Source organism: Micromonospora sp. NPDC005686 (assembly GCF_042871665.1).
Taxonomy (GTDB): Bacteria; Actinomycetota; Actinomycetes; order Mycobacteriales; family Micromonosporaceae; genus Micromonospora.
On record NZ_JBIAIY010000008.1, the window covers coordinates 1 to 25,662 of the forward strand.

The 25,662-nt window shown below is 73.0% G+C and carries 32 protein-coding genes and 1 pseudogene; 15 read left to right on the top strand and 18 right to left on the bottom strand.

Annotated elements, in window-relative coordinates:
- Window positions 1-338: 338 nt before the first annotated feature.
- From ACFYON_RS18940 to ACFYON_RS18950, 3 genes and pseudogenes are all read right to left on the bottom strand, one after another.
- Window positions 339-740 carry a nuclear transport factor 2 family protein gene (locus ACFYON_RS18940; RefSeq protein ID WP_354870957.1) on the bottom strand — a complete coding sequence of 134 codons (402 nt, stop codon included), beginning with the start codon at window positions 738-740 and terminating at the stop codon, window positions 339-341.
- A gap of 344 nt (window positions 741-1,084) precedes the next feature.
- Window positions 1,085-1,624 (bottom strand): annotated as a pseudogene (locus tag ACFYON_RS18945) (barstar family protein); the annotation flags it as partial.
- Window positions 1,625-1,650: 26 nt separating this feature from the next.
- Complete coding sequence (locus ACFYON_RS18950) at window positions 1,651-2,298, bottom strand: aminopeptidase (RefSeq protein ID WP_354870959.1); 648 nt, start codon at window positions 2,296-2,298, stop codon at window positions 1,651-1,653.
- A gap of 121 nt (window positions 2,299-2,419) precedes the next feature.
- Between ACFYON_RS18950 and ACFYON_RS18955 the strand changes: the two genes are divergently transcribed.
- Complete coding sequence (locus tag ACFYON_RS18955) at window positions 2,420-2,866, top strand: hypothetical protein (protein ID WP_354870961.1); 447 nt, start codon at window positions 2,420-2,422, stop codon at window positions 2,864-2,866.
- A 3-nt stretch (window positions 2,867-2,869) separates the two neighbouring features.
- On the opposite strand, the gene ACFYON_RS18960 is transcribed toward ACFYON_RS18955, so the two are convergent.
- Both ACFYON_RS18960 and ACFYON_RS18965 read right to left on the bottom strand, forming a co-directional pair.
- A complete protein-coding gene (locus tag ACFYON_RS18960) occupies window positions 2,870-3,280 on the bottom strand; it encodes a TIGR03618 family F420-dependent PPOX class oxidoreductase (RefSeq protein ID WP_354870964.1) in 411 nt (136 codons plus the stop codon).
- 41 nt (window positions 3,281-3,321) lie between these two features.
- The gene (locus tag ACFYON_RS18965) at window positions 3,322-3,762 is read right to left on the bottom strand and encodes a hypothetical protein (RefSeq protein WP_354870966.1); all 441 of its coding nucleotides are present in this window, start codon (window positions 3,760-3,762) and stop codon (window positions 3,322-3,324) included.
- A gap of 72 nt (window positions 3,763-3,834) precedes the next feature.
- On the opposite strand from ACFYON_RS18965, the gene ACFYON_RS18970 reads away from it, so the two are divergent.
- The 5 genes from ACFYON_RS18970 (at window position 3,835) to ACFYON_RS18990 (ending at window position 8,633) form a co-directional block, all read left to right on the top strand.
- Window positions 3,835-4,635 carry a class I SAM-dependent methyltransferase gene (locus ACFYON_RS18970; RefSeq protein WP_354870968.1) on the top strand — a complete coding sequence of 267 codons (801 nt, stop codon included), beginning with the start codon at window positions 3,835-3,837 and terminating at the stop codon, window positions 4,633-4,635.
- A 135-nt stretch (window positions 4,636-4,770) separates the two neighbouring features.
- Window positions 4,771-5,946 carry an ATP-binding protein gene (locus ACFYON_RS18975; RefSeq protein WP_354870971.1) on the top strand — a complete coding sequence of 392 codons (1,176 nt, stop codon included), beginning with the start codon at window positions 4,771-4,773 and terminating at the stop codon, window positions 5,944-5,946.
- Between the two features lie 37 nt (window positions 5,947-5,983).
- The gene (locus ACFYON_RS18980; protein ID WP_354871270.1) at window positions 5,984-7,129 is read left to right on the top strand and encodes a hypothetical protein; all 1,146 of its coding nucleotides are present in this window, start codon (window positions 5,984-5,986) and stop codon (window positions 7,127-7,129) included.
- On the top strand, window positions 7,099-7,815 hold the full coding sequence (locus tag ACFYON_RS18985; RefSeq protein WP_354870974.1) for a response regulator transcription factor: 717 nt from the start codon (window positions 7,099-7,101) through the stop codon (window positions 7,813-7,815). Before ACFYON_RS18980 ends, ACFYON_RS18985 begins: the two co-directional genes overlap by 31 nt.
- A 74-nt stretch (window positions 7,816-7,889) precedes the next feature.
- Window positions 7,890-8,633, top strand: coding sequence for a hypothetical protein (locus tag ACFYON_RS18990; RefSeq protein ID WP_354870976.1), 744 nt, complete (start codon window positions 7,890-7,892; stop codon window positions 8,631-8,633).
- A gap of 20 nt (window positions 8,634-8,653) precedes the next feature.
- Here ACFYON_RS18990 and ACFYON_RS18995 read toward each other — a convergent pair whose 3' ends face one another.
- A complete protein-coding gene (locus ACFYON_RS18995) occupies window positions 8,654-9,406 on the bottom strand; it encodes a lysophospholipid acyltransferase family protein (RefSeq protein ID WP_354870978.1) in 753 nt (250 codons plus the stop codon).
- A 99-nt stretch (window positions 9,407-9,505) separates the two neighbouring features.
- Between ACFYON_RS18995 and ACFYON_RS19000 the strand changes: the two genes are divergently transcribed.
- Entirely contained in the window at window positions 9,506-10,165 is a 660-nt protein-coding gene (locus ACFYON_RS19000) for an alpha/beta hydrolase (protein WP_354870980.1), read from the top strand.
- 9 nt (window positions 10,166-10,174) lie between these two features.
- Complete coding sequence (locus ACFYON_RS19005; RefSeq protein WP_354870982.1) at window positions 10,175-10,564, top strand: VOC family protein; 390 nt, start codon at window positions 10,175-10,177, stop codon at window positions 10,562-10,564.
- A 25-nt stretch (window positions 10,565-10,589) separates the two neighbouring features.
- On the opposite strand, the gene ACFYON_RS19010 is transcribed toward ACFYON_RS19005, so the two are convergent.
- The 6 genes from ACFYON_RS19010 to ACFYON_RS19035 form a co-directional block, all read right to left on the bottom strand.
- Window positions 10,590-12,650 (bottom strand): glycogen debranching N-terminal domain-containing protein, encoded by a 2,061-nt coding sequence (locus ACFYON_RS19010; protein ID WP_354870985.1) that lies wholly within the window; start codon window positions 12,648-12,650, stop codon window positions 10,590-10,592.
- Entirely contained in the window at window positions 12,650-13,021 is a 372-nt protein-coding gene (locus ACFYON_RS19015) for an SCP2 sterol-binding domain-containing protein (RefSeq protein ID WP_354870988.1), read from the bottom strand. The genes ACFYON_RS19010 and ACFYON_RS19015 overlap by 1 nt, the downstream gene beginning before the upstream one ends.
- Before the next feature lie 159 nt (window positions 13,022-13,180).
- On the bottom strand, window positions 13,181-13,597 hold the full coding sequence (locus ACFYON_RS19020) for a CBS domain-containing protein (RefSeq protein WP_354870991.1): 417 nt from the start codon (window positions 13,595-13,597) through the stop codon (window positions 13,181-13,183).
- An 81-nt stretch (window positions 13,598-13,678) separates the two neighbouring features.
- A complete protein-coding gene (locus tag ACFYON_RS19025; protein WP_354870993.1) occupies window positions 13,679-14,701 on the bottom strand; it encodes an aspartate-semialdehyde dehydrogenase in 1,023 nt (340 codons plus the stop codon).
- 97 nt (window positions 14,702-14,798) lie between these two features.
- A complete protein-coding gene (locus ACFYON_RS19030; protein WP_354870996.1) occupies window positions 14,799-16,142 on the bottom strand; it encodes a pitrilysin family protein in 1,344 nt (447 codons plus the stop codon).
- Complete coding sequence (locus ACFYON_RS19035) at window positions 16,142-17,431, bottom strand: M16 family metallopeptidase (RefSeq protein ID WP_387189175.1); 1,290 nt, start codon at window positions 17,429-17,431, stop codon at window positions 16,142-16,144. Before ACFYON_RS19035 ends, ACFYON_RS19030 begins: the two co-directional genes overlap by 1 nt.
- An 85-nt stretch (window positions 17,432-17,516) precedes the next feature.
- Between ACFYON_RS19035 and ACFYON_RS19040 the strand changes: the two genes are divergently transcribed.
- On the top strand, window positions 17,517-18,230 hold the full coding sequence (locus ACFYON_RS19040; protein ID WP_387189174.1) for a phosphodiesterase: 714 nt from the start codon (window positions 17,517-17,519) through the stop codon (window positions 18,228-18,230).
- Here the strand turns inward: ACFYON_RS19040 and ACFYON_RS19045 are convergent.
- Window positions 18,205-18,426: a hypothetical protein gene (locus ACFYON_RS19045; RefSeq protein ID WP_354871002.1), complete on the bottom strand. Its 222-nt coding sequence runs from the start codon at window positions 18,424-18,426 to the stop codon at window positions 18,205-18,207. The two genes, ACFYON_RS19040 and ACFYON_RS19045, sit on opposite strands and share 26 nt — an antisense overlap.
- Before the next feature lie 259 nt (window positions 18,427-18,685).
- Between ACFYON_RS19045 and ACFYON_RS19050 the strand changes: the two genes are divergently transcribed.
- From ACFYON_RS19050 to ACFYON_RS19060, 3 genes are read left to right on the top strand one after another with little or no spacing between them, the layout of a single operon-like run.
- Window positions 18,686-19,774 carry a 3-deoxy-7-phosphoheptulonate synthase gene (locus ACFYON_RS19050; protein WP_387188712.1) on the top strand — a complete coding sequence of 363 codons (1,089 nt, stop codon included), beginning with the start codon at window positions 18,686-18,688 and terminating at the stop codon, window positions 19,772-19,774.
- Window positions 19,775-19,814: 40 nt separating this feature from the next.
- Entirely contained in the window at window positions 19,815-20,048 is a 234-nt protein-coding gene (locus tag ACFYON_RS19055; protein ID WP_387188710.1) for a hypothetical protein, read from the top strand.
- A 25-nt stretch (window positions 20,049-20,073) separates the two neighbouring features.
- Complete coding sequence (locus ACFYON_RS19060; protein ID WP_354871007.1) at window positions 20,074-20,283, top strand: hypothetical protein; 210 nt, start codon at window positions 20,074-20,076, stop codon at window positions 20,281-20,283.
- Between the two features lie 62 nt (window positions 20,284-20,345).
- On the opposite strand, the gene ACFYON_RS19065 is transcribed toward ACFYON_RS19060, so the two are convergent.
- From ACFYON_RS19065 to ACFYON_RS19075, 3 genes are read right to left on the bottom strand one after another with little or no spacing between them, the layout of a single operon-like run.
- Window positions 20,346-20,888: a DUF1360 domain-containing protein gene (locus ACFYON_RS19065; protein ID WP_354871009.1), complete on the bottom strand. Its 543-nt coding sequence runs from the start codon at window positions 20,886-20,888 to the stop codon at window positions 20,346-20,348.
- 33 nt (window positions 20,889-20,921) lie between these two features.
- Window positions 20,922-21,239 (bottom strand): hypothetical protein, encoded by a 318-nt coding sequence (locus tag ACFYON_RS19070; protein WP_120573496.1) that lies wholly within the window; start codon window positions 21,237-21,239, stop codon window positions 20,922-20,924.
- Window positions 21,239-21,532 (bottom strand): DUF6158 family protein, encoded by a 294-nt coding sequence (locus tag ACFYON_RS19075; protein ID WP_354871012.1) that lies wholly within the window; start codon window positions 21,530-21,532, stop codon window positions 21,239-21,241. The genes ACFYON_RS19070 and ACFYON_RS19075 overlap by 1 nt, the downstream gene beginning before the upstream one ends.
- A 124-nt stretch (window positions 21,533-21,656) precedes the next feature.
- Here ACFYON_RS19075 and ACFYON_RS19080 point away from each other — a divergent pair, with 124 nt between their 5' ends.
- A complete protein-coding gene (locus tag ACFYON_RS19080) occupies window positions 21,657-22,109 on the top strand; it encodes a hypothetical protein (protein WP_354871014.1) in 453 nt (150 codons plus the stop codon).
- Window positions 22,110-22,134: 25 nt separating this feature from the next.
- On the top strand, window positions 22,135-22,464 hold the full coding sequence (locus ACFYON_RS19085; RefSeq protein ID WP_354871016.1) for a DUF3817 domain-containing protein: 330 nt from the start codon (window positions 22,135-22,137) through the stop codon (window positions 22,462-22,464).
- A gap of 7 nt (window positions 22,465-22,471) precedes the next feature.
- On the opposite strand, the gene ACFYON_RS19090 is transcribed toward ACFYON_RS19085, so the two are convergent.
- Complete coding sequence (locus ACFYON_RS19090; protein ID WP_354871019.1) at window positions 22,472-22,990, bottom strand: DUF6232 family protein; 519 nt, start codon at window positions 22,988-22,990, stop codon at window positions 22,472-22,474.
- Window positions 22,991-23,405: 415 nt separating this feature from the next.
- Between ACFYON_RS19090 and ACFYON_RS19095 the strand changes: the two genes are divergently transcribed.
- Complete coding sequence (locus ACFYON_RS19095; protein ID WP_354871021.1) at window positions 23,406-24,371, top strand: NlpC/P60 family protein; 966 nt, start codon at window positions 23,406-23,408, stop codon at window positions 24,369-24,371.
- Window positions 24,372-24,441: 70 nt separating this feature from the next.
- Here the strand turns inward: ACFYON_RS19095 and ACFYON_RS19100 are convergent, their stop codons facing one another.
- Complete coding sequence (locus ACFYON_RS19100) at window positions 24,442-25,431, bottom strand: sigma-70 family RNA polymerase sigma factor (RefSeq protein WP_354871276.1); 990 nt, start codon at window positions 25,429-25,431, stop codon at window positions 24,442-24,444.
- Window positions 25,432-25,662: the final 231 nt, after the last annotated feature.

The window sequence follows — 25,662 nt, forward strand, 5'->3', positions numbered from 1 at the left end:
GTCGTTGTACCAAGTACCGGAGACCTCTTCAGTTATCGATCACCGCCACGCCGTGACTTCAACCGGCCAACCCCGAGTTACGAAACACGCCTTAGACGTCCTCTAAATGGCCGCAATGGAGGCGACCCTCGGCCCGCTGCACGGTTTGGCAAAGGGTCAGCGTGCCGGCGTCGAAGTCGATATCCGACCAGGCCGGCCCGAGCAGCTCCCCGCGACGAAGCCCGACCGTTGAGGCACAGACGGACAACGCCTCCAGGCCAGTCGTTGCCGAGAGACCAGCGCCCCGTCTTCTCGGCCAACAGCCGACCCTGCTGGGGGACGACAAGGCAATGAAGAAGTCATGGACGCAGCGGCGCCCGTCGCGGTTTCACCTTCCGATAGGCGATCCGCCACCCTGCGGCCTCTCGACGAACGACGTCCTCGTAAACCACGCTGCCGACTGATCCGTCGGAATTGATGCCAATTCCTTTCGACACAGCCCGGACGGTGCCATCCGCGTCCTCGGTCACGTAGACGTTCGTGACATGGTGGCCCACAGGATTCCTGTCCCCTAGGGCTAGAGCTGCTTGCTTGATTTCCTCATAGCCGTGCAACTCGCCAGCTCCGAAGGCTGTCACGTCGTACACCACGTCGACAGCGAACAGCTCGTCCATCCTGTCGAATTCGCCAGCGTCCATGAGATGCCCGTGCAGAGCTATCAGCTCGTGGACCGCCAACTTGTCTTCCGCCGAGAGCGTCATCAGCGAACCCCTCCCCGTACAGCTATCTGTACAGCCGAGACTGCCAGCAGACGCCGGCACGGCCGGACAGCAGCAGACTGCGTGAGCAGGGGCAGGCTACCGTGACCAGCCATCCGCGATCCTCTTCGAATCCCGAGGCCGCAGGTTCGAATCCTGCCGGGCGCGGCCGGCGGGCCGGCCTGCAGGGCGACGAAGGCGAGCGGTGCTCCTCTGCCGGAGTCCGTCCGCCCGGCCGGTGACGCACTGCGCTGCGGGACCTACCGGCTCGGACGGATCCGGTGCAGTGCTCGCCGTACGGCCAGGACCACTCGCCCACGCCGACCGGCGACCGGACCGGGCGTCTCGGGCCCGTCCGGCCGCCGGTCGGCGTTCGCCCACTCCGCGTCGTTCCAGGTCGCGGGTACCGCGCCGACCGGCTGGAACCGGATCTGCGGATCGTTGCTCTGCACGAGACACACCAGACGCCGGCCGATCAGACCCGCCCGGCGGGAGTGAAGCGCCATGATGTCCAGCACGACCTGCGCGGCCCTCGGGCAGTGCGTGGCGAACGCATCGTAGCCGGTGAACACGAGGGCGAGGCCGGTTGCCGCGGGCGGCCAGCCGTAGTCCTGCCTCACGACGTCACGCATGCAGTCGTTGAGGGCGTCGAGGTTGTGCCCGTAGTAGCCGGGGAACCCGAGCACGGCCGCCACGTCCCGGTGCATGGCCTCCTCGGTCGTCCAGCCCGAGGCGTCCAGTTCGGTGACCTGGTAACCGTGATCGCGCAACCACTCCGTCGTCCGGTCGAGGACCGACGTGCGCCAGAAGAGGGTCACCGGTGTGTTGCTCAGGAGACGGAAGCCCAGGTCTGTGCGGGGATCGGTCTCCGCGTCGAATGCGGCCACGACCGGGACGGTACAGCCAAGCCCGCTCAGGTCGTCAGTGCCGCCAGAGCCCGGTCCATCGCGGCGTTGAACTCCTCCGGCTTCAGCGTCAGCCGGGACTTGACGTCCCGGCTCCACTGGTCGGCCAGCACCTCGGCGGCACCTGCCTCGACGCCGTCGAGCGCCGCGTCGGCCAGGTCGGGCAGCGGCGGTTCGCCGGGCGTCGTCGCCGCGCTCAGCCCGCACCAGACGAGCGCGGCCACCGCCAGGACCGCCGTCACCACACCCCGTCGCCCGCCGCGTGCCGGCAGCGCCGACACGGCGACCGCGAGCAGGAGTACGCCGAGAACGAGACCCCACGCGGTCAACCGCTGCCGGTCCATGCCGTCCTGCCAGCTCTCCAGCAGGTACGCCCGCGTCGCCGGCTGGCCCCGTGCCGGCTCGCCCGCGTCAGCCGCCTGTTGCCGGTGCCAGAGCAGGTTCGCGGCCGCCACCAGGGCGAACATCCCGGCACCGGCGGCGGCGCCCCACCTCACCCGGGGCGTGCCGGAGGCCGTGAACGCGTGGCCGCACAACGCCCCCAAGGTGACCACGGCCCACAGGAGTGACGCGTCCGGCATGGCGAGCAGTGCCGCTCCGACCGACAGCAGGCCGGCCACGAGCGCGGCCACTCCAAGGCTGGACGACAAGCGCATGGCGGAGAGAGTGGCACAGGAATCCGAGCCGCGATGACCCGGCGGTTTCGTCGGTGGCCTCGGGCATGATCGCATGGCCGCCTGCGGTGGCGGTCGACGAGCGGATTCACCGGGAGGCAGCGTGGGCGCATCGGGTTGGGACTATTTCGTGGCATACCAGCCGGACGCCCAGGCCGCGTTGGACGAACTGCGCCGACAGGTCTTCGAGGCCGGCGACTACTGGTGGGCGGTGCCGGGCGAGTTCGGCTCGTCCGCCGCCGACTTCCCGGACCGCCCCCGCAGCGAGGAGGAGCTGTGGGTGGACGAGCGGGTGCAGGAGTCCGGCACACACTCCATCCTGGACATGACGCGGGTGCTGGCCGACGGCGAGGCGCCAGGCTTCGGGGCGTTTGCGCCGGTGACCGAGGCGGAGGCGCTCGAACGAGCAGGCGTCGCCCGGCCGACCCGCGCCCACGTCGACGCGCTCGCGCCGCTGGCCGAGCAGCGCTGGTTCGGCCGGTACGCCGTGCTGCACGACGACGCGGGCGCCCCGAGCGAGCTCTACTTCTGGGGGTTCTCCGGCGACTGAGGATCAGCGTGCCGTGCCGGCCAGCAGCCACCGCCGGACGGGTACCTCCAGCAGCACCCGGTCACCGTCCGCGGTGACCGGCTGCCGGATGTCCCATCCGCCGTACTTCTCCGCGAACGCCGCGACGATCCCGGGCGGGAAGTCGGCGCGGTGCACGCGGGCGTCGCCCTCCGCGACGACCGGGTGGACGCCGTCCTCCAGGGCTAGCGAGACGCGGGGGTCGGCCGCCACGTTGCGGGCCTTGACGCTGCGCCCCTCGCAGCCGATCCACCAGACGCCGCCGGCGTAGACGAACCACACCGGCGTGACGTGCGGGGAGCCGTCCCGGCGCAGCGTGCAGAGCCAGACGTTGCGCTCGCGGGCAAGCCGGTCCTCGACGGCCGGCGGAATCGGTGCGGTGGGAGAGGAAGCCATGCCACAAGTGGATCAGGTGCGCGCGGAGGCGCGCGACCGGCTCACTCGCAGAGCCGCCACTCCCCGTCTTCCTTCACCAGCGGGAACGACTGCGTCACCTTGCTGCCGACTTTCGGGGTGAAGCGGATGGTCGTCGACCCGCTCACCCGTCCGTTGTTGTTCGACACGTTCAGCCCGACGATGTCGTAGCCGGTGAACTCCGGCTGCGAGGACTGCAGGCGTTCGAAGTCCGTCTCGCTGACCTGGTCGCGCACCTGGGAGCAGAACTGCCGGTACGCGGCGGGATAGTTCCGGTCGACGATCGCCTCGGCGTAGCTCTCCGCCACGGACCGGGCCGGGCCGGTGGCGTCCTGCACCACCCGGAAGAGGAGGAAGCCACCCAGCACACCCCCGGAACAACACAGCGCCAGCACCACGCCCAGCACGATGAACAGGGTTCGCTTGGACTTCTTCGGCGGCGCCATGGCCGGCTGGTATGCCATGCCCGGCAGGATAGGCGGCTCCGGCAACCTAAAGCAGATGCCGGAGCTCCCCTTCTCGGCAACCATCGACGCATGTCTGCGAACCGCCTACCCGAGCCGGACGTCCGTCGCTACTACACAGAGGTCTACGTCGAGGCCGACCGGCTGGAAGGATCACCGCAGGGCCGGCTGGAGGCTCGCCGTACCCGGGACCTGCTCGCCCGGCTGCTACCCGCCGCACCCGCGGACGTGCTGGACGTCGGCGGCGGTCCCGGGGCCTACGCGGGCCCGCTCGCCGCGGCCGGTTACCGGGTGCACCTGGTCGACCTGGTGCCCGCACACGTGGCGGCGGCGCGGTCCGCGTACCCGCTCGTGACCGCGTCGGTGGGTGACGCCCGCGCGTTGCCGTCGCCCGACGCGGCGGCGGACGCGACGCTGCTGCTCGGCCCGCTCTACCACCTGCCACGGCAGGCCGACCGGGTGGCGGCGCTGCGCGAGGCGGCGCGGGTGACCCGGCCGGGCGGGGCGATCGTGGCGGCGGCGATCAGCCGCCACGCCGCGCTGATCGACCTGAGCGCGCAGGGCCGCGTGGACGAGCACAACCGGCGGTTGCTGCGCGTCGAGTACGAGACCGGCGTGAACGATCCGCGCACCGGTTTCACCACCGCGTTCTTCCATCGGCCGGAGGAACTGGCCGCCGACTTCGTCGCGGCCGGACTGCCCACCCCGGAGGTGTACGGGGTGGAGGGTCCGCTGTGGCCGCTGCTGAACGCGCTCGGCACCGGGTCGCACGAGCGGTTGTTCGCCGACGCGGTGACCTGCGCCGAGACGTTCGAGCGGGACGCCGCGATCGTCGGCGCCAGCGCTCACCTGCTCGCCGCCGTGCGGCGTTGAGCACCGGACGCTTTACGGCGGAGTGAAACTCGTCAAACACCAAGGGTGACCAGTTGCGACAAAACATGTTATTCTCCGGCGTCAATCTAAGCCGCGCGGACCCGGCCGGGTCGCTGCCGGAAGGACATCCCCCCGATGCCGGTCGCTGCCGCCATGCCGCTGCCACGGCCCCCGCTGGCCCGCCCGGCGGGTGACGCGTTCACCCTGATCTTCACCACCCTGCCGGCGCTGCTGCGGCTCACCTGCGGCCTGGTCGGCGCGGTGGTCGCGCTGTCGGTGCGTACGCCGCCGGTGCGGGTCGCGCTGTTGATCCCCGCGGTCGTCGTGCTCACCGCCTGGTCGGTCCGGTACGCGTGGCGGGCGTTCCGGCACGGCATCGACGGCGCGCTGGTCGCCGGTGACGTGGCGCTGACCACTGCCGCCGCGCTCGCCGTACCGTGGCTCGTCGCGCCGGAGGTGCTGCCGGGCGAGGCGAGCTGGATCGCGGTGCTGGCGAGCTCGACCATCATCAACGCGCAGGCCACCGCACCGGCCCGCTGGTCCGTGCCGGCCGGCCTGCTGGTCGCCGCCGCGTACGGCACCGGCGCCACGCTGGCCGGCAACCCGGCCGAGGCGCGGGCGCACGCCGCGACACTGCTGGTGCAGACCGGCAGCACCGCGGTGATGACAGCGGTGATGCGCCGCCGGATCGGCCGCGCCGACGCCGCGTTCGCCGACTACCAGCGGTTGTCCCGCGAGGCGGTGGTGGCGCGCGCCGCCCGCGAGGCCGAACGGCGGCACAACCGCGATCTGCACGACACGGTCCTGGGCACGCTCACCATGGTCGGACTCGGCGCGGTCCCCGACTCGGCGACGTTGCGCGAACGCTGCGCGCACGACCTGCGTACCCTCACCGCCCTGGCGGGGGCGCGGACCGCGAGCGCGGCCGGCGAGGCCGATTTGGACGAACGGCTGCGCGACGTGCTCGCCGGTGCGCCCGGCCCGACGGTGGCCGCGACCCTGGAACCGTGCCGGCTGCCGGCGGAGGCCGCCACGGCGCTCGCGGACAGCGCCGCCGCCGCGCTGGCGAACGTGGCGCGGCACGCGCCGGGTGCGGCCGCCTCGCTGCGCCTGGCCCGCGAGGGCGACACCGTCGTGGTCGAGGTGACCGACGACGGTCCCGGCTTCGACCCGTCGATGGTTCCGGCCCACCGGTACGGGCTGCGCGAGTCGATCCACGGGCGGATGAGCACTGTGGGCGGTCGGGCGGTGGTGACTTCCGCCCCTGGCGCCGGCACCCGGATCCGGCTGGAGTGGTCCGGTGGCGACTGAGTCCGGTACGGCGGCGACGGCCGGCCCCGCGCTACGGCTGCCCCGGCCGCGGGCGGCGACGCGCGCCGGAGCGCCGACGGCCCCGCCCGAGGCGCACGCGGTGGCCGACGCGTCCGACCAGGGCGCGCGGATCGCGGTGATCGTCATCGCGGCGGCCTGGCACCTGGGGGTCGCGTTGCCGGCCGTGTCGCGGGCCGGGCAGGGGATGGCGGCCCCGGCCGTGGTGGCGACGGGCTGGCTGGTGACCGCGCTGGTCGGGGTCGGGGCCGGGGTACGGCTGCTGCGCGGCGGACTGCCGCCGGCCGGGCCGCTTGCCGCGGTGCTGCTGGTGGTCGACGCGGCGGTGGTCGCGGGGGCCGGCGAGCGGTTCCTGTTCAGCACCGCCAACTGGGTGTGGGGCGGCCTGGCCTGGTTCTTCCTCCTGGCCATCTGGCAGCGGCCGGCACGCTGGCTGCTGGTCATGCTCGCCGCGCACGGCGCGATCGCGCTGGCGGCGGTGGTGCTGTACGGGGCGACCGCTCCGGCCGACCTGAGCCGCACCGCGATGTACGTCTACGGCACCTCCACGCTGCCGGTGGCGGTGTTCGTCGGCGCGGCGGCGCTCACCGCGCAGGCCCGGGACCGGGCGGCCACCGCTGCGGCGACGCTCGCCGTGGCGGCGGAGCAGGAGGCGGCCGAACGGGCCCGCACCGAACGGCAGGCGCGACTGGCCCTGGTCAGCGGCACCGCCGAGGAGGTGCTGGCCGAACTGGCGGCCGGCGCGGCCGACCCGGCCGACCCGGCGGTACGGCGACGCGCGGTGCTGGCCGCGGCCCGGCTGCGCCGTCTGATCGCGGAGTCGGACGACGTGCCGGACGCGTTGCTGCACGAACTGCGCGCGGCGGCCGACCTGGCCGAGCGCAACGGACTACCGATCGACCTGGTGTCGGTCGGCACGCCACCGGAGTTGCCGGTGGAGATCCGCCGCGGGCTGGCCGACCCGCTCACGGCGGCGCTCGCCGCCGCCCAGGGCTGGGCCCGGCTGACGGTGGTCGCGGGCCCGGACGAGGTGGTGGTGAGCCTGGTGACACCGGATCACGACGGCCCGGACGAGCCGGCGGCCGGCGCGTACGGGCCGGTGGAGCACCTGCACGAACGCGACGGGGAGATCAGATGGACGCAGACCCGCTGGCGGCGGACGTGAACGCTGGCACCCCGATCGGGGTGGCGATCGTGGACGACCACCCGGTGGTGATCGACGGGGTGCGCGCCTGGCTGGCCGGCGAACCACGGTTGCGGGTGCTGGCCACCGGCGACGACCCGGACGAGGTGCTGCGGGCCGCGCCGGACGCCGAGGTGGTGCTGCTCGACCTGCGCCTGCACGGCCGGATGGTGCTGGACAAGCTGGCCGAGCTGAGCGCGGCGGGGCGCCGGGTGGTGGTCTACTCCGAGCACAGCGACCCGCAGACCATGCTGGCCGCGCTCGATGCCGGCGCGGTCGCGTTCCTGGCCAAGCACGAGGGGCGCGAGCACTGTGTGGCCACGGTGCTGGCGGCGGCGAGCGACCGGCCGTACGTGCCGCCGGCGCTGGCCGGCGCGATGGTCGGTGACGCCCGTCCGGACCGTCCGTCCCTGTCGGACAAGGAACGCGAGGCGCTGCTGCTGTGGTTCCAGTCGATGTCGAAGGCGTCTGTGGCACGCCGGATGCAGATCAGTGAGCACACGGTGAAGCAGTACGTCGACCGTGCGCGGATCAAGTACACCCGAGCGGGTCGTCCGGCTGCCACGAAGGCGGCGCTGCTCGCCCGGGCGATCGAGGACGGACTCGTCCGACCGGAAGATATCGGCATCTACCGGTCGCAGGCGTCGGCCGACCGGACGACCCCCTAACAGGCGTCATGACAGTCACCCCAGGAACCCGGCAGGCTCACCGATACCGCCAACCGTCACCGGGAGGTCGTACCGTGCCGGAGGACGCCACACCCTTCTTCGTCGGACCACACCGGTTCGACGCCGACGACGACCCCACCCGTCCCGTGCTCGACCGGCGCTACGAGCTGGTACCCGAGCCGGGCGAACGCCTGCTCGGCCAGCACCGCCTGCGCGTCGCCGGCCACCTGCTCGGCCCGAGCGAGGACGTCCGCTGCTGGTCGCTGCCCACCCCGGCGACGGTCACCGTGACCGACCGCCGGATGGCGTACGTCTGCACCGGCTCCGAGCTGTCACTGGTCTCCGGGCGGGACGGCCGGACGGGCGCCCGGCACCGGCGCCCGGTCCGGCCGTCCCGCCTGGTCAGCGCGCAGATCCGCTGGCAGTGGCCGTCCCGGCTGCACCTGGCCGAGGTCGGCGACGGCAGCGGTGAGCTGCGCGTCGTCTGCGACGCGCTGCGTACCATCCGGCAGCCCGCGCTGGCGCTGACCGGCCCGGTCGGCCCGGTGGCCGCGTTGGCCCGGCAGGTGCGCCGCGCGGTGGCCGGCTTCCGGCTGGCGAACGCCGAACTGGTCGATCTGTCCCCGCCGGAACGGGAAGTGCTCGCCGTCCGGGTGGCCGCCTCCCCCGGCCCGATGCTCGGCACCGTGACGCTGCCGGGCTCGCTGCCGGTGGAGTTCCTGTCGCGCGACGACTACTACCGTTCGCCGGAGGCCGAGACGTCGCAGTGGTCGTGGTCCGGCTTCCCGGCACACGACCAGCCCGGCTCCGCCTGCTGACGCTCGAAAGGGCGCGAAGGTCAGGAGGCGCTGCGGGTGCGGCGCCCGGACCGGTCCAGCTCGACGGCCTCCTCCGGGGTCGGCGCGCCGCCGCCCAGGTGGGCCGGCTGCCACCAGGCGTCGTCCGGGCCGGACGGCTTGTCCGGGTACTCCCGCTGGGCCCGGTCCACCAGCGCCGACAGGCGGGTACGCAGGTCGGCGGTCATGACGGTGGCGTCCGGGTAGGCCGCCGGGTCCATCGGCTCGCCGACGATGATGGTGATCGGCGTGTGCCGGCGGGTCAGCGTACGCGGGCGGTCCTTGGTCCACAGCCGCTGCGTGCCCCACAGCGCCACCGGCAGCAGCGGCACGCCTGCCTCCTGCGACATCCGGGCCGCGCCGTTCTTCAGGTCCTTGACGGTGAAGGAGCGGCTGATCGTCGCCTCCGGGAAGACGCCCACCACCTCGCCCCGGCGCAGCGCGCCGACAGCTGCGGCGTACGAGCCGGCGCCGGCCGCGCGGTTGACCGGGATGTGCTTCATGCCGCGCATCAGCGGACCGGAGACGCGGTGCCGGAAGACGCTGTCCTTGGCCATGAACCGGACCAGCCGCTTCGCCGGGTGGGCGCCGTAGCCGCAGAAGATGAAGTCGAGGTAGCTCACGTGGTTGGACGCGAGGACGGCGCCGCCGGTGGCCGGCACGTGCTCGCTGCCGGACACGTCCAGACGCAGGTCGAGCAGCCGGAACATCGTCTTGGCGGCGGTGATCACAGGTGGGTACACGAGTTCCGACATGCCGAAACTTTACCCCGAGTAGGTTACGCGACCCCAGGGCCGACCTGCCCTCGGCAGAACCGGGTGGCGCACCGGCCCGGCTGCGGTGACGATGACGCCATGACCGAACGCGCTGTGCTGCTCTGGATCCACGGTGGCGGCTGGCGGGCCCGCGCCGAGGAGGACGGGGCGGCGCTCGCGTCGCTCGGGCTGCGCGTGGTCGCGGCCACGTACCAATTCTCCCACCAGGCGCACTGGCCGGCCCAGCTCGACGACGTACGCGACGCGGCCCGGGCCGCCCGGGCCGCGGCGGGCGGCCTTCCGCTGCTGGTGGCCGGCGACTCGGCCGGCGGGATGCTGGCCCTTCAGCTCGGCCTGCGCGGGGTGGACCGCCCCGGCGACGTGGCGGGCGTGCTCGCGTACTGGGCACCCGTCGACCCGCTCGACCCGGAGCAGCGGCGCCGGCGTGCCCCCGGCGACGACCCGTGGACCGACCTGCTGGGCCGACCGCCGGCTGCGGACGATCCGGCCACGATCGACGCCACAGTCGCCACCCACCTCGGCTCCGGCGTGCCGGTGCTGCTGGTGCAGGGGCGCGACGACGTCGCGGTGCCGGCCGCCCAGTCGATCGATTTGACCGGCCGGCTGCTCGCCGCCGGCCACCCGGCGCATCTGTGGCTCACCCACGGCGGGCACGCGCTCGACCTGGCCCGGCCCGATCTACGCGCGGCTGCCGCCGCGTTCCTGGACAGCGTCCTGCCCGCCGTCGCGGGCGACTAGTTTCGAGGCATGCCCGACCTCGCCGCGATCGTCATCCACTGCCGCGACCCCTACCTGCTGGCCCCGTTCTGGAGTGCGGTCACCGGGCTGCCGGTGGTCGAGGACGATCGGGTGAAGCTCGCCGAGGGCACGCTCGCACCGGCCGAGGCGGTGCTGCTGCGTGATCCGCACGGCCGGCGTCCGGACCTGTGGATCAGCCCGGCCGACGTGCTGCCGGCGCCCGGCCGGATCCACCTCGACCTGGTCGGCGACGCCGAGGAGCGGGCCGCGGTGCTGGAGGCGGGCGCGACGGTCGTGCGCGAGCTGCCGCGCTGGACCGTGCTGGCCGACCCGGAGGGCAACGAGTTCTGCCTGCTCCCGCCGAACGAGGCGCACACCGCACCGCCGCCGGGCCACTGAGCCGCCGCCCCGCCACCGAGCCGGCTCAGTCGGGCAGCTCGTCCAGGTCGAGCCGGCCCCTGGCGAACGCGTCCACCCGACCCCAGCGGCCCGGGATGTCCAGCACCTCGATCCGTCCCATGCCCACCGGCAGCTGCGGGTCGACCACCAGGTGCCCCTCGTGCGGCTCCAGCCCCAGCATGGTCCGCAGCAGCAGCAGCGGCGCACCGGTGGACCAGGCCTGCGGGCTGCACGCGGTCGGGTACTCGACCGGGAAATTCGTCAGCTCGCGCTGGTAACCGCCGAACGCCTCCGGCAGGCGGCCGCCGAAGTAGGTGGCCGCGTCCAGGATGCCGTTGGCCACCGTGGCCGCCTCCTCGGCGAAGCCGTACCGGCGCAGGCCCCACGCCGCGAAGGAGTTGTCGAACGGCCAGATCGTGCCGTTGTGGTAGCCGATCGGGTTGTAGCGGACCTCGCCCTCGGCCAGCGTCCGCACCCCCCAGCCGGACCAGAGCCGGGGCCCGAGCAGATGCTCCGCGATCCTCGGCGCCCGCTCCTCGTCCACGATCCCGCTCCACAGCAGGTGGCCGATGTTGGAGCTGAGCACGTCGCACTGGCGTCCGTCCGGGTCCAGCGCGAGCGCGTAGAAGCCCTGGTCGGCGACCCACCAGTCGTTGTTGAAGCGCCGCTTCAGCTCCGCCGCCTCGCGTTCCAGCTGATCGGCGTACGCGGGGTCGCCCCAGAACGTCCGGGCCATCCGGGCGGCCCGCGTCTTCGCGTCGTACGCGTACCCCTGCACCTCGCAGGTGGCCCGCGGGAACGGCGGCAGCGTGCCGTCGGCGTACGAGATGGAGTCCCACGAGTCCTTCCAGCACTGGTTCTCCAGGCCGGTGTCGGTGTTGCGCCGCTCGTACCAGATGTAGCCGTTGCCGAGCAGGTCGGCGTAGTCGTCGATCCACTTCAGCGCGGCCCGGCACTCCCGTTCCAGCTCCTTGACCAGCGCGCCGTCGCCGCTCCACCGCTCGTACTCGTCGAGCAGCACCACGAACAGCGGCGTCGCGTCCACCGAGCCGTAGTACGGCGAGTGCGGCTGTTCCTCGAACGCGGCGGTCTCGCCGTACCGCATCTCGTGCAGGATCCGGCCCGGGTCCTCGTCCCGGAAGTCGTCGAACCGGGCGCCCTGGAGCGCGCCGAGGATGCGCAGCGTGGTCTTCGACATCTCCGGCGCGAACGGCAGCACCTGCAGGCAGGTGAGGATGCTGTCCCGGCCGAACATGGTCATGAACCAGGGCAGGCCCGCCGCGGGCAGCGTCTGCCCGCCGAGCGACAGCGGCGAGAAGCGCAGCGCGGCGAGGTCGACCAGACTGCGCCGGTACGTGGCGGCGATCTCGTCGTGTTCGCTGTTCACCTTCGGGGCCCGGGCGATCCACTCCTCCAGGTCGTGCTGGAGCGCGAGCCGCTCGGTGCCGTGCGCGCGCAGTCCCATCCGCAGGTCCCGGCCGCCGGGGCCGATCGCGAACGTCTGCACGTCGATGACGGCGTCCCACTGCTCGTTGGGCTCCAGCCGGATGCTCCAGGCGAAGCCGCGCTGGTCGTAGCGGGCCGGCCGATTGGCGGAGACGAACGTCTCGCGCCGGAAGTTGCCGCGCCGGTAGCCCAGGCGCAGCCGGTCCGGCTCGGCCTCGGCGTAGTGTTCGCCCTTCTTGTTGAGGATCTCGTCCTTGACCTGGAAGAGGTCGGCGAAGTCGGCCCCGGCGTCCATCCGGATCTCCAGGTCGATCGCCTTCTCGTCGTGGTTGAGGATGGTCACCGTCTCGCGGAAGCTGCCGCCGACAGCCCGCTCCCGGATGACCGACAGCTTCGCGTCCGTGTAGTGCGTGGCCACGCCGGGCACCAGGAAGAACCGGGCCTCGTAGTACTGCAGGTCGTCGTAGGACAACGCGTTGAGCCGCTCGCCGTTGACGGTGAGCACCCACTTCGACAGGTACCGCGTGTCGAGCGAGAACAGGCCGGTCGGCTCGCTCGCTGTGGCCTCGATGTCGCCGGTGTCCTGGCTCACCACGAACGTGTTGCCGTCCAGGATCCGGACCGTGTTGCCGCCGGGCATCAGGCAGCCCTCCCGGCGAACGTGTGGTGCGGTCCCCGGGAGTCCGGCGGGCCGGGGAAGACCCGCTCGACCTGCAACACGAGCCGCAGGTCGCCGACGACTGTCATGTCGCCGCGCAGCAGCGCCGCGATGGGGTTCTCCTCGCCGCCGACCATCTCGGCGAACAGACGCGGGTCGGTGCCGACGACGGTGTCCGCCTCGCCGTCCTCCTGCCGGACCCGCAGGTTCCCGTGATCGATCTCCAGCAGCCAGTGCGTGGTGTGCGGGCCCTCGTGCAGGTCGAAGCGGAGCGTTCCGGATGTCTTGGCGAGCAGCGGCTCGAACCCGCGCCGATCCAGGTCCTCGAAGAATCTCGTGGTCATGTCCACCATCCGGGTGACTCCTCCCGCGATCCGCGGTCCACCTGCCCAGCTCCGTGTCCCCACCCGGTCCGGGGTCAACCTCGCCCGGACCGGGTGAGCCCGGCACCACGGCGCGGACACGCGACGCCGGTCCCCGAACCGGGGACCGGCGTCCTCGCGGCGGACAGGTCAGTTGTTGGGATCGTCGGCGCTGATGTCCGCGAGCACCGACTGGGGTTCCCGTTCCACAGCCAGGTCACCCATGGAGATCAGGCCGACCAGCCGGCCGTCGTCGACCACCGGGAGCCGGCGGACCGCGTACGTGCGCATGAGGTCGGCGGCGGCCACGACATCGTCGTTCTGGCTCACGGTCACCACGTCCCGGCTGGTGATCTGGTTGAGCCGGGTGGCGGTGGGGTCCATGTCCTCCGCGACGCCCCGTACCGTGATGTCCCGATCCGTCACGATGCCGACCACGTTGTCGCCGTCGGTGACGACCACGTCGCCGATGGCGCTGTCGCGCATCTCCTGCGCCGCGGCGACGAGCGTGTCGTTGCCGTCCATCGTCACCAACCGGGTCGTCATGAACTCTCCGACCGTTGTCATGGTGCTCCCCTCTCGGTGTCGGCACGGCGGTCTACCCGCCGGCCGAGCCGGGGTAACGCGGGGGCGCCCACGACGGCGGCGTCAGCGTTCGGCGGCGACCAACTCGGCGAGCTGCACGGCGTTGAGCGCCGCGCCCTTGCGCAGGTTGTCGTTGGCGCAGAACAGCGCGAGCCCGTGCTCGACGGTCTCGTCGGCCCGGATCCGCCCGACGAACGTCGGGTCCTGGCCGGCCGCCTCCAGCGGCGTCGGCACGTCACGCAGCGCCACGCCGGGTGCGCCGTCGAGCAGCTCACGGGCGCGGGCCGGGTCGATCGGCCGGGCGAACCGGGCGTTGATCTGCAACGAGTGGCCGGTGAAGACCGGCACCCGCACGCACGTGCCGGAGACCTTCAGGCCGGGGATCTCCAGGATCTTGCGGCTCTCGTTGCGCAGCTTCTGCTCCTCGTCGGTCTCGAAGGAGCCGTCGTCGACGATCGAGCCGGCGAGCGGGAGCACGTTGAAGGCGATCGGGCGGGCGAACGAGCGCGCCGCCGGGAACTCGACGGCCCCGCCGTCGAAGGCGAGCCCGGTGGCGTCCCCGGCCACCTTGCGGACCTGCTCGTCCAGTTCCGCCACCCCGGCCAGGCCGGCACCGGAGACCGCCTGGTACGTGGCGACGACGAGGCTGACCAGTCCGGCCTCGTCGTGCAGCGGACGCAGCACCGGCATGGCGGCCATCGTGGTGCAGTTCGGGTTCGCCACGATGCCCTTCGGGCGGTCCGCGATCGCGTGCGGGTTGACCTCGGCCACCACCAGCGGCACCTGCGGGTCCATCCGGAACGCCGAGGAGTTGTCGATCACCACGGCGCCGGCCTCGGCGACCCGGGGAGCCAGCTCCTTCGCGGTGCCCTTGCCCGCCGAGAAGAGCACGATGTCCAGCCCGCGGTAGTCCGCCGTGGCCGCGTCCTCGACCGTGACCTCGCCGTCGCGCCAGGGCAGCGTGCGCCCGGCCGACCGGGCCGAGGCGAACAGGCGAACCTGCTCCGCCGGGAACTCGCGCGCCGCCAGCACCTGCCGCATGACGCCACCGACCTGACCAGTGGCTCCCACAATGCCGATCCTCATGCCCGCGAGGCTACCCAGCCGGGCGGCGCGGGTGGGAAACGTTTCCCACCGCGCGGATGGGGGGCGACGGGAATCACAGGCCCGCCGCCCCGCCCGGTCAGGTGTGGTCGACCACCTCGCCGAGACCGCTGGCGACCAGCTCGTCCCGGATGACCGCCGCGTCGCCCTCGACCACCATCGTCAGCGACTCGGGGCGCAGGTACGTCGCGGCCGCGGCGGAGACCTCCTCGACGGTCGCGGCGAGCAGTTGCTCCCGCAGCCGCGCGTGGTAGTCGTCCGGCAGGTCGTGCACGACGAGCGTGGTCAGGGCCGAGGCGATCGCCCGCGGGCTCTGCAACTCGACCGAGAGCTGCCCGGCCCGCCAGGAGCGCGCCACCTCCAGCTCGTCCTCGGTGACGCCGGTGAGCTGGGTACGCGAGATCTCGCCCACCGACTCGACCAGCGCCGGCGCCGTCACCCCGGTCTGCACTCCGGAGCTGACCGCGAACCGGCCGAACCGCCGGGACGAGGCGAAGTCGCCCCGGATCCCGTACGTGTAGCCGCGTACCTCACGGATCAGATGGTTGAGCCGGGAGGTGAACGCGCCGCCGAGCACGGTGCCGGCGAGCGTCATCGGCACGTGGTCCGGGTTGGCCCGGTGCGGGGACGGGTGGCCGAGGCGCAGCGTGGACTGCACCGAGCCGGGCCGGTCGACCAGGACGATCCGCCGCTGCCCGGCCATCGGCACGTCGATCGGGGCGCCGCGTTCCACGGGCCCCCCGCCGGTGCCGGCGAACGCCGTCGCGGCGAGCGCGTCCAGGTCGATCCGCTCCAGGTCACCGACGACGACGAGCGTGCCGGGGCGGATGAACCACTCCGAGTGGAAGACGGTGACGTCGTCCACCTCCAGCGCGGCCACGCTGTCCGGGTCGCCGTAGAGCGGGCGGCCCCACCGGTGCTGCGCGCCGAACAGCTCGGCGCGCAGCACCGCGTCGGCACGCGGGCCGGGATTGGCCCAGTCCATCCGCAGCGCGGTCGCCTCGTCGTCGCGCACGCGCAGCACGTCGGCCGGGTCGAGCCGGGGCGTACGGACCGCCTCGGCCAGCAGCTCCACGGCGGCGCTCAGCCGGTCCACCGGCACCTGCACGCTCACCTGGAACGAGTCCCAGTCGAGCCCGGTCGCCAGCTCGGTGCCGAGCGCCTCGATGGCCAGCGCGTACGCGGTGGCGTCCCGCTGGGCGGTGCCCTCCTCCAGCGCCTTGGCCAGCACCGCGCCGAGGCCCTCCTTGCCGACCGGCTCCCGGCCGGCGCCACCGTCGAGCAGCAGCAGCGCGACGGCGAGGTTCTGCCCGGGCAGGTGCGCGGCGACCACCTGGCCGCCGGCCACCGTTCGCCGGACCACCTGCGGAAACCGGTAGGCGCGGGCGGCACCGGGGCCGGGACGGGTGGTGATCAGCGACATCACTTCTCCTCGGGCAGGTAGGTCAGGATCACCCGGTCGGCGGCGCCGAGCAGCTCGGCGGCCTGCTCGGCGATCTGCTCCGCGGTCACCGCGAGCCAGGCCGGCAGCCGGTCGGCGGCGCGGGCCGGGTCGCCGAACTGGGTGGCGTAGCGGCCGAGCGTGTCCGCCCGCCCGTCCACAGTGGCCATCTGCCGCCACCACATGGTGCTCAGCAGCGCCTTGGCCCGATCCAGCTCGGCGGCGGTCACCGGCACCGTGGCCAGCTCGTCGACCACCTCGGCCAGCCCGTCGCGCAGCCGCTCGGCGCTCACTCCGGGGCGGGCCGTGGCGGTGGCGATCAGCGGGGCGGGTGCGTGCGCCAGATCCACCCCGTACGCGCCGACCAGGTCCGGCTGGGCGATCCGCTCGCCGTCGGCCAGCCGCTGGTAGAGGCGGCTGCCCCGGCCGCTGCCGAGCACGGTGGCCAGCACCGTCGTCACGTCGTACCCCTGGGTGCCGAACGGTTGGGTGCGGTGCGCGAGGTAGACGCGGGGGGCGGGCACGTCGGCGGTGACCGTCTCCAGCGCGGGACGGCCGGTGGCCGGCACGGTACGGCCGTCCGGCGCGGCCGGGATCTCGGCGCGCGCGGCCAGGCCGCCGAAGTACTTGTCGGCGAGCGCGAACACCTCCGCCGCTTCTGTGTCGCCGGCCACCGTGAGGACCGCGTTGTTGGGCGCGTAGTAGGTGCTGTGGAACTCCTGGAAGGTGGCCAGGTCGGCGGCGTTCAGGTCGGCCATCGACCCGATCGTGGCGTGGTGGTACGGGTGGCCGGGCGGGTAGAGCAGCGGCAGCAGCCGCAGCCAGGCGTCGCCGTACGGCACGTTCTCGTAGCGCTGCCGGCGCTCGTTCTTCACCACGTCGCGCTGGTTGTCCAGCGTCTCCTGGGTCAGCGCCGGCACCAGCCCGCCCATCCGGTCGGCCTCCAGCCAGAGCGCCAACTCCAGGTGCTCGGCCGGGACCGTCTCGAAGTAGTTGGTCCGGTCCGGGTTGGTGGTCGCGTTGAGCGAGCCGCCCGCGCCCTGGATCAGCTTCATGTGCTCGGTCTTCGCCACGTTCACCGAGCCCTCGAACATGAGGTGCTCGAAGAGGTGGGCGAAGCCGGTCTGTCCCGTCGGCTCATGGCGTGAGCCCACGTCGTACCAGAGGTTGACCGCCACGGCCGGGGCGGTGCGGTCCTCGCTCACCACCACACGCAGGCCGTTGTCCAGTCGGGTCGTCTCGATCGGCCAGGGGAAACCGCTGTCGGGCATGAGGTGACGCTATCCGATCTCGGAGGCGGAAAGGTGACACGCACGCCGGAGGCATCGTCGGTGCGCGCCGGGGTACCCGGCGGGCATGGCCACCACCACGTCTTCCGCCGTCGAGCGCGCCGCCGCCGCGCTGGCCCGGCTCCGGCACGCCCGGCTGCTGCACCCGGCCGGGCGCACGTTCGCCGGCGAGGCCCGGATCTGGGGTACGCCGGGACCGCCGACCGGGGTGCCGTTGCTCGACTCACCCGGCCGGTGGCCGGCCACGATCCGCCTCTCCAAGGGCGTGCCGACGCCGGGCGCCTGGCCGGACGTGCTGGGCGTGGCGGTACGGCTGCACCGCGACCCGGAGCCGCCGGTGGACCTGCTGTGGAGTTCCAGCGGCGCCGCGCCGGTGCTGCGGAACCTGCCGCTGCCCCGGCGGCGCTTCACCGGGACGTACACGTCGATCATGCCGTTCCGGGCCGGCGGGCGGCGGCTGTTCCTGGCCGTGCTGGCCGACCCGGACTCGCCGGACCTGGGCCGCGGCCTGGCCGAGGCGGGCGCGGCGGTGGCGGGCGGCGAGCCCCGGCTGGTGCTCGCGGTGGCCTCGGCGGTGGGCCGCTGGCGGCCGTTCGGCGAGGTACGCCTCGACGACGAGCGCGGCGCCGCCGAGGACGCCGCGCTCGCGTTCGATCCGATCGGCAACGTGCCGCCGGGGTTGTGCCTGACCGGCCCGCTGGCCCGGCTGCGGGACGACAGTTACCGGGGGTCCCGCCGGGCCCGGGGCGCCGGGCTCAGTCGGGCGGCTCGATGGGGGTGACGGTCTGCTCGGAGGTGCGGTGCTCCAGCACCGTGTCGGGGGCGGCGTTCTGGTCCGCCTCGCGAATGTCGGACTCGGCGAGGATCGCGTCGGCCTGCGCCTCGGCGTCGTCGCTGCCCGCCGCCGCCTCCTCCGGCAGCAGATGCGCCCGGGATTCGATTCGTTCCTGGTCACTCGGGTCGTGGCTCGTGGTCATGGCGATCTCATACCCCGCGTTCCGCACTTCGGAACGGAGCGGGCTTTTCGCCGCGCGTCGGGTACGCTGGCCGACGTGACGCGGTCGTATCGATGGTTTAGGCAGCCGGCTGGAGGAGCCGGTGACTCGACCATGAGCTGACGTCACTTCCTCTTCGAGCCGGCCGGGCAGGGATCGTTTCCTTGCCTTTCGCACGCGAGCAGCCGGCTCGATCCCCGGGCGCCGGCACGGGGGCACGGTCGGCGGAAGGATCCCCACCGTGGCCACCCCCCAGGACGCCCATCCGATCATCGACCAGCGCATCGACCGTGTGGTGCCGCTGACCACCCCGGCCCTGCTGCACCACCACCTGCCGCTCGACACCCCGCTGGCCGAGACCGTCGTGGCGGGCCGGCGGGCCGTCGCCCGGGTGCTGGACCGCGCCGACGACCGGTTGCTCGTCGTCGTGGGCCCCTGCTCCGTGCACGACCCGGCCGCCGCCCTGGAGTACGCGGGCCGGCTGCGCGAGGCCGCCACGCGGGTCGCCGACGACCTGCTCGTGGTCATGCGTGTGTACTTCGAGAAGCCCCGTTCGACGGTGGGCTGGAAGGGCCTGATCAACGACCCGGCGCTGGACGGCTCCGGCGACGTGAACACCGGCCTGCGTACCGCGCGGGCGCTCCTGCTCGACGTGCTGCGACTGGGCCTGCCGGTGGGCTGCGAGTTCCTCGACCCGATCACCCCGCAGTACATCGCGGACACGGTGGCGTGGGGCGCGATCGGCGCGCGGACCGTGGAGAGCCAGGTGCACCGGCAGCTCGCCTCCGGGCTGTCCATGCCGATCGGCATGAAGAACCGGCCGGACGGCAGCATCGCCACCGCCGTGGACGCGATCCGCGCCGCCGGTGTGCCGCACGTGTTCCCCGGCATCGACGTCTCCGGCACCCCGGCGATCATGCACACCCGGGGCAACGCGGACGGCCACCTGGTGCTGCGCGGCGGGGGCGGGCGGCCGAACTACGACGCGGAGTCGGTGGCCGGGGCGCTGGAACTGCTGCGCGCCGCGGGCCTGCCGGAGCGGGTGGTGGTCGACGCCAGCCACGCCAACAGCGGCAAGGACCACCGCAACCAGCCGCTCGTCGCCGCCGACGTGGCCGCCCAGCTCGCCGCCGGCCAGCGCGGGATCGCCGGGATCATGCTGGAGAGCTTCCTGGTCCCCGGCCGGCAGGACCTGGACCCGACCCGGGAGCTGGCGTACGGCCAGTCGGTCACCGACGCCTGCATCGGCTGGGACACCACGGCCGAGGTCCTGGAGCACCTGGCCCGGGCCGTCCGGGCCCGCCGCGCCACGCTTCCGGCGCGGGCCTGAGCGGGGTTGGGGCGAGTTTGACCGGTTCGGGGTCGGGTAGGTGGTCGGCGTGACCGATGACGCGCCCGTGACCGAGCAGCCCGACACCCGGCCGCTCGACGACTTGCTCGACGACGTCTACCACGGCCAGGAGCGGATCACCCAGGCGGACATCTACCGCCGGGCGGTGGCCGCCGAACTCCCCGCGGAACTGCTCACCCGGATCGCCGCCCTCCCCGAGGGCGAGTACGCGGCGGACGAAGCGGCCGATCTGCTGGGCGGCACGGTCGCCTGAGCCCCCGCCGACGAGAGGACGCGACATGACCGACCGCAACCCCGACCACGAGCACCTGGCGGCGCTCGGCCAGCCCCCGGAGGGCGTCGACACACTGCCCGAGCCGGACTTCGCCAACGAGCACGACCGCACCGCCGTGGACCGGGAGATCGTCACCGGGGAGGACGAGGACGAGCGGGAGCCGGAGGCGTCGCGCGGCTGGGCCGGCGAGGACCACGGCACCACCCCCACCTGACGGGTGGGAGGCACGGAAAGGGGGCCGGCGCCCGCGCGCCGGCCCCCTTTCGTGTCCGCTTCTCACTCCTGGTGGTGGCAACCACCCTCGGCCGCCTGCTGGGCCACCGCGTACCCCATCTGAAGGAAGTCGGAGGCGGCCACCGCGGTCAGCGCGGTGGCGACCAGCCGGGTCAGCCGGGGTGCCAGCACCAGTCCGCCGGTCAGCCCGGTGGCCACCCAGACCGCGAGGCAGAAGGGGCAGCTCACCAGCTCGCCGAGCGCGTGCCGGGTCGGGCTGCCCTCGTCGCGGACCTGCTCCATCACCTCGCCGCTGCCGATCGGGTGGTCGTAACGGGTGAACGGCGCCCGCAGCGGGCTGGTGATCGCGTCCTTGGACAGCAGCCGGCTGAGCTTGTGCGTGGCGATCGAGAGCAGCACCACGTCCGCGGGCGTGGGCCGCTCGGGCACCGGTCGGCCGGTCGCCCGGACCAGGCCGACGAGCCCGGCGGTCACCCCGGCGTACGTGCCCATCGCCTTGAGATAGCCCTCCAGCGGCCGATGCTCGTGCGGCGCGTACGCCTGGCGCAGGCGCGCCACCTTCTGCTTCAGGCCACTCCCGGTCAACCCGGCCTCCTCGTACTAGTCGTGCGGCCGTGCTCAGCCGGCGGTCAGGTTGTCGGCCACCTCGCGGTCGAGGTTGGCCAGGATCTCGTCGGCCAGGTCGTGGTCCGGCCCGGCCAGGTCCAGCCGTACCCGGGCACCGCCCGCGTCGGCCGGCTCCACGTCGATCTCGGCGGACCAGTCCGCGGCGCTCCACCGGGCCCGCATGTCGTCGGCGTCGACGACCTCCACCCGGCAGGCGCCGGAGCTGCGCAACCGCTCGGGCAGCCAGGCCGAGGAGCGGTCCGGATCGGTCGCGGTGTTGAACACCACCTCCGGCGGCGCGGACATGCCGCGCTCGGCGTGGCTGGCCATCAGGCGTCCCGCAGCCGGCTCGGGTCGACCTCCCGGCCGGGGTGCCGGGCCAGGTACTCCGTCTCCAGTTCGGCGGTGCGCCGCAGGTGGTTGGCGAGTGCAGAGTCGGTGGCGTGCCGCAGCGTGTCCAGCCGGGTCCGGTGCAGGCTCTGCATCTCCCGGACCAGGTCGTCGTCGCCCAGCTCCGCCGGGTCCACCCCGAGCTGCTCGCCGTCGACGGTGCGGGCGTGGTCGCCGTCCCACTCCGCGACCCGCTGTTCCGGGCTCGCGTCCCGGCGTACCGATTCGGTCATGGTCGCCCCCTCGTCTCGTTCGGGTTGGCAACTAAACGGATGCCCAGCGGGCGTGTCACCAAACCACCGCCCGGACTACGACGCCGTGTCGGAGACAACCGGCGGCCCCGGTACTCTCGTTGGCATGAATCGGCTCTGGACACCGGCGTGGATCGTCCGCCACGTGGCCATGGTCGTGCTCGTGGTGGCTTTCCTCGCGCTGGGCTGGTGGCAGGTCACCCGCGCCGCCGGGGGGAACGCGCTCAGCTTCGGTTACGCGATCGAATGGCCGGTGTTCGCCGCCTTCGTGGTCTTCGTCTGGTGGCGTGAGGTGCGTCAGACGCTGCGCGCCGCCGACCCGGCGTCGGACGATCCGGCGCCGTCGGACGGCCCCGCGCCGTCGGATGACCGCCCGCCGTCGGTGACCGCCGGCGCCGTACCGGTCGGCGCCCCGGCGGTACGCCGGCCGGTGCGCGTCGTGCGGGTGCCGGCCGCTCCGGCCGACGGGGCGGACGACGCCGAGCTGGCCGCGTACAACCGCTACCTATCCTGGTTGAACGCCAATCCGGGCGCCCGGCCCGGCGACTATCCCGGCTGAGGCCGGTGCGGAAGGACGGACGACGGTGGGCGGAGCCTTTACCCGGTACCGCGTGATCGCCTGGATCGTGGGCGTGGCGCTCGTGGTGCTGGTCCTGATCGGCATGCCGCTGAAGTACGGCTTCGACAACCCGAGCGTGGTGGCCGTGGTCGGCGTGGCGCACGGCTGGCTGTACATGCTCTATCTGGCGCTCACGTTCGACCTGTCCCGCCGGGCGGACTGGCCGCTGAAGCGGATGCTGCTGGTGATGCTCGCCGGCACCGTGCCGTTCGTCTCGTTCTACGCCGAGCGCCGGGTGAGCCACTGGGTGGCTGCCGAGAGCCGGTCGCGTATCCCGGAGCCGGTCGCGGGCTGACCGCGGCTCATCGAGCCGGCCGCCACGGCTCGGCCGACGGCGGATCGGCCCAGCCGCCCGGCCGCGACGCCTCCCGGGCCCGCGCCAGCGCGCGGGCGACCTGACCGAACTGCCGCTCGTCGTCGCTGCTGAACAGCAGCACCTCGGTGCCGCCCACCCGGCCCCACAGCTCGTGCGCCGGGGGCCGCACGCGGTCGCCGACCAGCACGAGCAGCAGCGGCACCAGCCCGACCGCGCCGAGCACGAGGTACGCACCGGCGGTGAGCCGGTGCAGGCCGCCGGTGAACCCCAGCAGCAGGCCGACCGCGGCGATCATCGCGGCGGAGACGGCGACGGCCCGGACGGCGAGCCGGTCGTGCGGCCCGCGGTCGGTCCGGAGCTGGGTGATCCCGGCCACCGGCCAGGTGTTGCGGCCGACGGTGAAGCGCTCGGCGGTGACGACGATGCCCGGCCGGGCGTAGAGCAGCCTGGGGGCGGCCGGTCGAGGCGAGCGGGTCGGCTGGGTGGCGGAGCGGTCGGTCTGCACGGCGGCCTCCCGGGAGCAGGGATCCCGTGGTGGGATTTCCCGTCCGGGCTTCATTGTGGTGGCCTTGCGCCACCTGACCTCGGGTTTCGGCGCTCGCGCGACCCACCGGCCCGGCCATGCCAGCCGGAAACAGAGAATGATTTCCGTCTTTGTCACGACTTTGCCCGCCGTTGCCTGGCTACATCCGCCCAGAACGACGAATCGGGCGAGTCGCCTCATCCACCCGCCGACTCCCTCTCGTCACTTTCCGCCACTTTGCCAACTTTCGCCCCTGCTTGAACTCCCGGTTACTGCGATCACGGGTTAGGTTGTCCAGGTCGGCCCGGTCGACAGCCATCCACCCGGATGGCCCCGGGCCGGTGTCGCCGGGCCGCTGTACGTGCCAGGCGACCGGTGGGAGAGGAGCTTTCCGCTCTTGTCGTCCTTACGGATGCTGCTCCGCTCGCTGGCGGTGGCCGGCCTCTCGGCCGCACTGCTCGCCCCGGCGCAGGTGGCCCGGGCCGAGCCCACCCCCACCGAGCTGACGAAGCAGATCGAGAAGTCCTCGACTGAGCTGGAGCGAATCGTCGAGTCCTACAACAAGCTCAACGAGGACATCAAGGCCAACAAGGCCACCGCGGCCAAGTTGGAGGCCCGGATCGGGCCGTTGCAGGACCAGGCCGAACGCAGCCGCGCCGACGTGGGCGTACTGGCCGCGACGGCGTACAAGACCGGTGGCATGCGCACCGCGGCGGCCCTACTGGACCCGGGTGGCCAGGCCACACTGCCGGAGCGGCTGGGCACGCTCGATCAGCTCACCCGCCAGCGGCAGCGCACCATCAACAGCTTCACCGCCGACCAGCAGCGGCTGATCGACCAGAAGACCCGGCTGGACGCCACGCTCGCCCGGGAGGCCGCGCAGGCCAAGCAGCTCAAGTCCGCCAAGACGCGGATCGAGGCGGACCTGTCCGGCCTCTACGAGATGCGGCGCAAGGCGTACGGGCGGGCCACCGAGGCGCCCGCCAAGCCGAGTTCGGCGGGCAAGCCGCCGGCCGTCTCCGGTGCCGCCGGCACCGCGGTGCGCTACGCCTACGGCGCGGTCGGCAAGCCCTACGGCTACGCCCAGGACGGCCCCGGCAGCTACGACTGCTCCGGTCTGACGCTCGCCGCGTGGCGGGCGGCCGGGAAGTCGCTGCCGCACAGCGCGGCGCGGCAGTGGAGCGCCACCACCCGGATCAGTCGCAGCGAGCTGCAACCGGGTGACCTGGTGTTCTACTCCGGGCTCGGGCACGTGGCGCTGTACGTCGGCAACGGCCAGATCATCGACGCGCCGAGCGCCGGACGCAACGTCAGCAAGCGCGGTATGAACATCATGTCGATCGCCGGCTACGGCCGGGTCTGAGCACGACAGACGGCGAACGGCCGGCGTCCCCCTGTCGGACGCCGGCCGTTCGCCGTTAATTGTTACCAGGTCAGGCCGCCTGGAGCCCCTCCGCGCGAGCCAGCTCACGCAGCCGGCCGAGAGCCTGGATCTCCAGCTGGCGGATGCGCTCGCGGGACAGCGAGAACCGCGACGCGACCTCGGTCAGCGAGTGCTCACGCCCGTCCTCCAGGCCGTACCGGGCCCGCATGATGCCCGCGGAGCGGTCGTCGAGGTGGTTGAGCAGACCCTCGATCCGCTGCCGCTCCAGGCCGGTCAGCACGATCTCCTCGGGCGACGGCGCGTCGCTGTCGGCGACCAGGTCACCGAGCTTGGTGTCGCCGTCGTCACCGACCGGGGTGTCCAGCGAGACGGTGTCCTGCGACCAGCGGACCAGCTCGTTTACCCGCTCGACGGTCACGCCGAGCGCGGTCGCGATCTGCTCCGGCTCCGGGTCGCCGCCCAGCTCACGGGTGAGCTGCCGGGCCACGTTGCGCATCCGGTTGACGTCCTCGACCAGGTGCACGGGCAGCCGTACGGTCCGCTCCTGCTGGGCGATCGCCCGGCTGATCGCCTGACGGATCCACCAGGTCGCGTAGGTGGAGAACTTGAAGCCGCGCTCGTAGTCGAACTTCTCGACCGCCCGGACCAGGCCGGTGTTGCCCTCCTGGATCAGGTCCAGCATGGGCATGCCGGAGCGCACGTAGCGCCGGGCGATCGACACGACCAGTCGCAGGTTCGCGCGGATGAACAGGTCCTTCGCGCGCTCGCCCTCGATGACCAGCCGTTCCAGGTCCTCCCGGTCGGCGCCGTCGGGGATGCGCCCCTCGTCGAGCAGGTGCTCGGCGTAGAGGCCCGCCTCGATCGCCTTGGAGAGGTCGACCTCCCGGGCGGCGTCGAGCAGCGGCGTCCGGGAGATCTCGTGCAGGTAGACGCCGACCAGGTCCCGCTCCTCGGCGACCTCGTCGGTACGCATGCCGATGTTCTTGTCCACGATTGCCACGGTCCCCTCGCTCGCGCCGGTTGCCCGGTTCCTTGCCATCCCCACGTTCATCAGCCCTCCCCGCAGCCTCCGCTGTGCCCGTAGGTGCTGACACCTACACAACAGATGCGACGTGTCGGGGATTCCATGTCGTGAGTCGAAACTGTCACGAATGCCTGAGTAGTAGCTGAGAGCCCGGTCCATGTTTCCTGTTACCGGCCCGGTTCCGGCGTTCCCGGCCGCCGATTTCGACGCATACCGGAGCTGCGGAATCACCGTTTGCCCATGGAA

Bases quoted from the DNA above. Each gene is read 5' to 3' on its own strand.
- ACFYON_RS18940 (WP_354870957.1), bottom strand. From the start codon at position 740: ATGACGCTCTCGGCGGAAGACAAGTTGGCGGTCCACGAGCTGATAGCT.
- ACFYON_RS18950 (WP_354870959.1), bottom strand. From the start codon at position 2,298: ATGCGCTTGTCGTCCAGCCTTGGAGTGGCCGCGCTCGTGGCCGGCCTG.
- ACFYON_RS18960 (WP_354870964.1), bottom strand. From the start codon at position 3,280: ATGGCTTCCTCTCCCACCGCACCGATTCCGCCGGCCGTCGAGGACCGG.
- ACFYON_RS18965 (WP_354870966.1), bottom strand. From the start codon at position 3,762: ATGGCATACCAGCCGGCCATGGCGCCGCCGAAGAAGTCCAAGCGAACC.
- ACFYON_RS18970 (WP_354870968.1), top strand. From the start codon at position 3,835: ATGTCTGCGAACCGCCTACCCGAGCCGGACGTCCGTCGCTACTACACA.
- ACFYON_RS18975 (WP_354870971.1), top strand. From the start codon at position 4,771: ATGCCGGTCGCTGCCGCCATGCCGCTGCCACGGCCCCCGCTGGCCCGC.
- ACFYON_RS18985 (WP_354870974.1), top strand. From the start codon at position 7,099: ATGGACGCAGACCCGCTGGCGGCGGACGTGAACGCTGGCACCCCGATC.
- ACFYON_RS18995 (WP_354870978.1), bottom strand. From the start codon at position 9,406: ATGTCGGAACTCGTGTACCCACCTGTGATCACCGCCGCCAAGACGATG.
- ACFYON_RS19000 (WP_354870980.1), top strand. From the start codon at position 9,506: ATGACCGAACGCGCTGTGCTGCTCTGGATCCACGGTGGCGGCTGGCGG.
- ACFYON_RS19005 (WP_354870982.1), top strand. From the start codon at position 10,175: ATGCCCGACCTCGCCGCGATCGTCATCCACTGCCGCGACCCCTACCTG.
- ACFYON_RS19010 (WP_354870985.1), bottom strand. From the start codon at position 12,650: ATGCCCGGCGGCAACACGGTCCGGATCCTGGACGGCAACACGTTCGTG.
- ACFYON_RS19015 (WP_354870988.1), bottom strand. From the start codon at position 13,021: ATGGTGGACATGACCACGAGATTCTTCGAGGACCTGGATCGGCGCGGG.
- ACFYON_RS19020 (WP_354870991.1), bottom strand. From the start codon at position 13,597: ATGACAACGGTCGGAGAGTTCATGACGACCCGGTTGGTGACGATGGAC.
- ACFYON_RS19025 (WP_354870993.1), bottom strand. From the start codon at position 14,701: ATGAGGATCGGCATTGTGGGAGCCACTGGTCAGGTCGGTGGCGTCATG.
- ACFYON_RS19030 (WP_354870996.1), bottom strand. From the start codon at position 16,142: ATGTCGCTGATCACCACCCGTCCCGGCCCCGGTGCCGCCCGCGCCTAC.
- ACFYON_RS19035 (WP_387189175.1), bottom strand. From the start codon at position 17,431: ATGCCCGACAGCGGTTTCCCCTGGCCGATCGAGACGACCCGACTGGAC.
- ACFYON_RS19040 (WP_387189174.1), top strand. From the start codon at position 17,517: ATGGCCACCACCACGTCTTCCGCCGTCGAGCGCGCCGCCGCCGCGCTG.
- ACFYON_RS19045 (WP_354871002.1), bottom strand. From the start codon at position 18,426: ATGACCACGAGCCACGACCCGAGTGACCAGGAACGAATCGAATCCCGG.
- ACFYON_RS19060 (WP_354871007.1), top strand. From the start codon at position 20,074: ATGACCGACCGCAACCCCGACCACGAGCACCTGGCGGCGCTCGGCCAG.
- ACFYON_RS19070 (WP_120573496.1), bottom strand. From the start codon at position 21,239: ATGGCCAGCCACGCCGAGCGCGGCATGTCCGCGCCGCCGGAGGTGGTG.
- ACFYON_RS19075 (WP_354871012.1), bottom strand. From the start codon at position 21,532: ATGACCGAATCGGTACGCCGGGACGCGAGCCCGGAACAGCGGGTCGCG.
- ACFYON_RS19080 (WP_354871014.1), top strand. From the start codon at position 21,657: ATGAATCGGCTCTGGACACCGGCGTGGATCGTCCGCCACGTGGCCATG.
- ACFYON_RS19100 (WP_354871276.1), bottom strand. From the start codon at position 25,431: ATGGCAAGGAACCGGGCAACCGGCGCGAGCGAGGGGACCGTGGCAATC.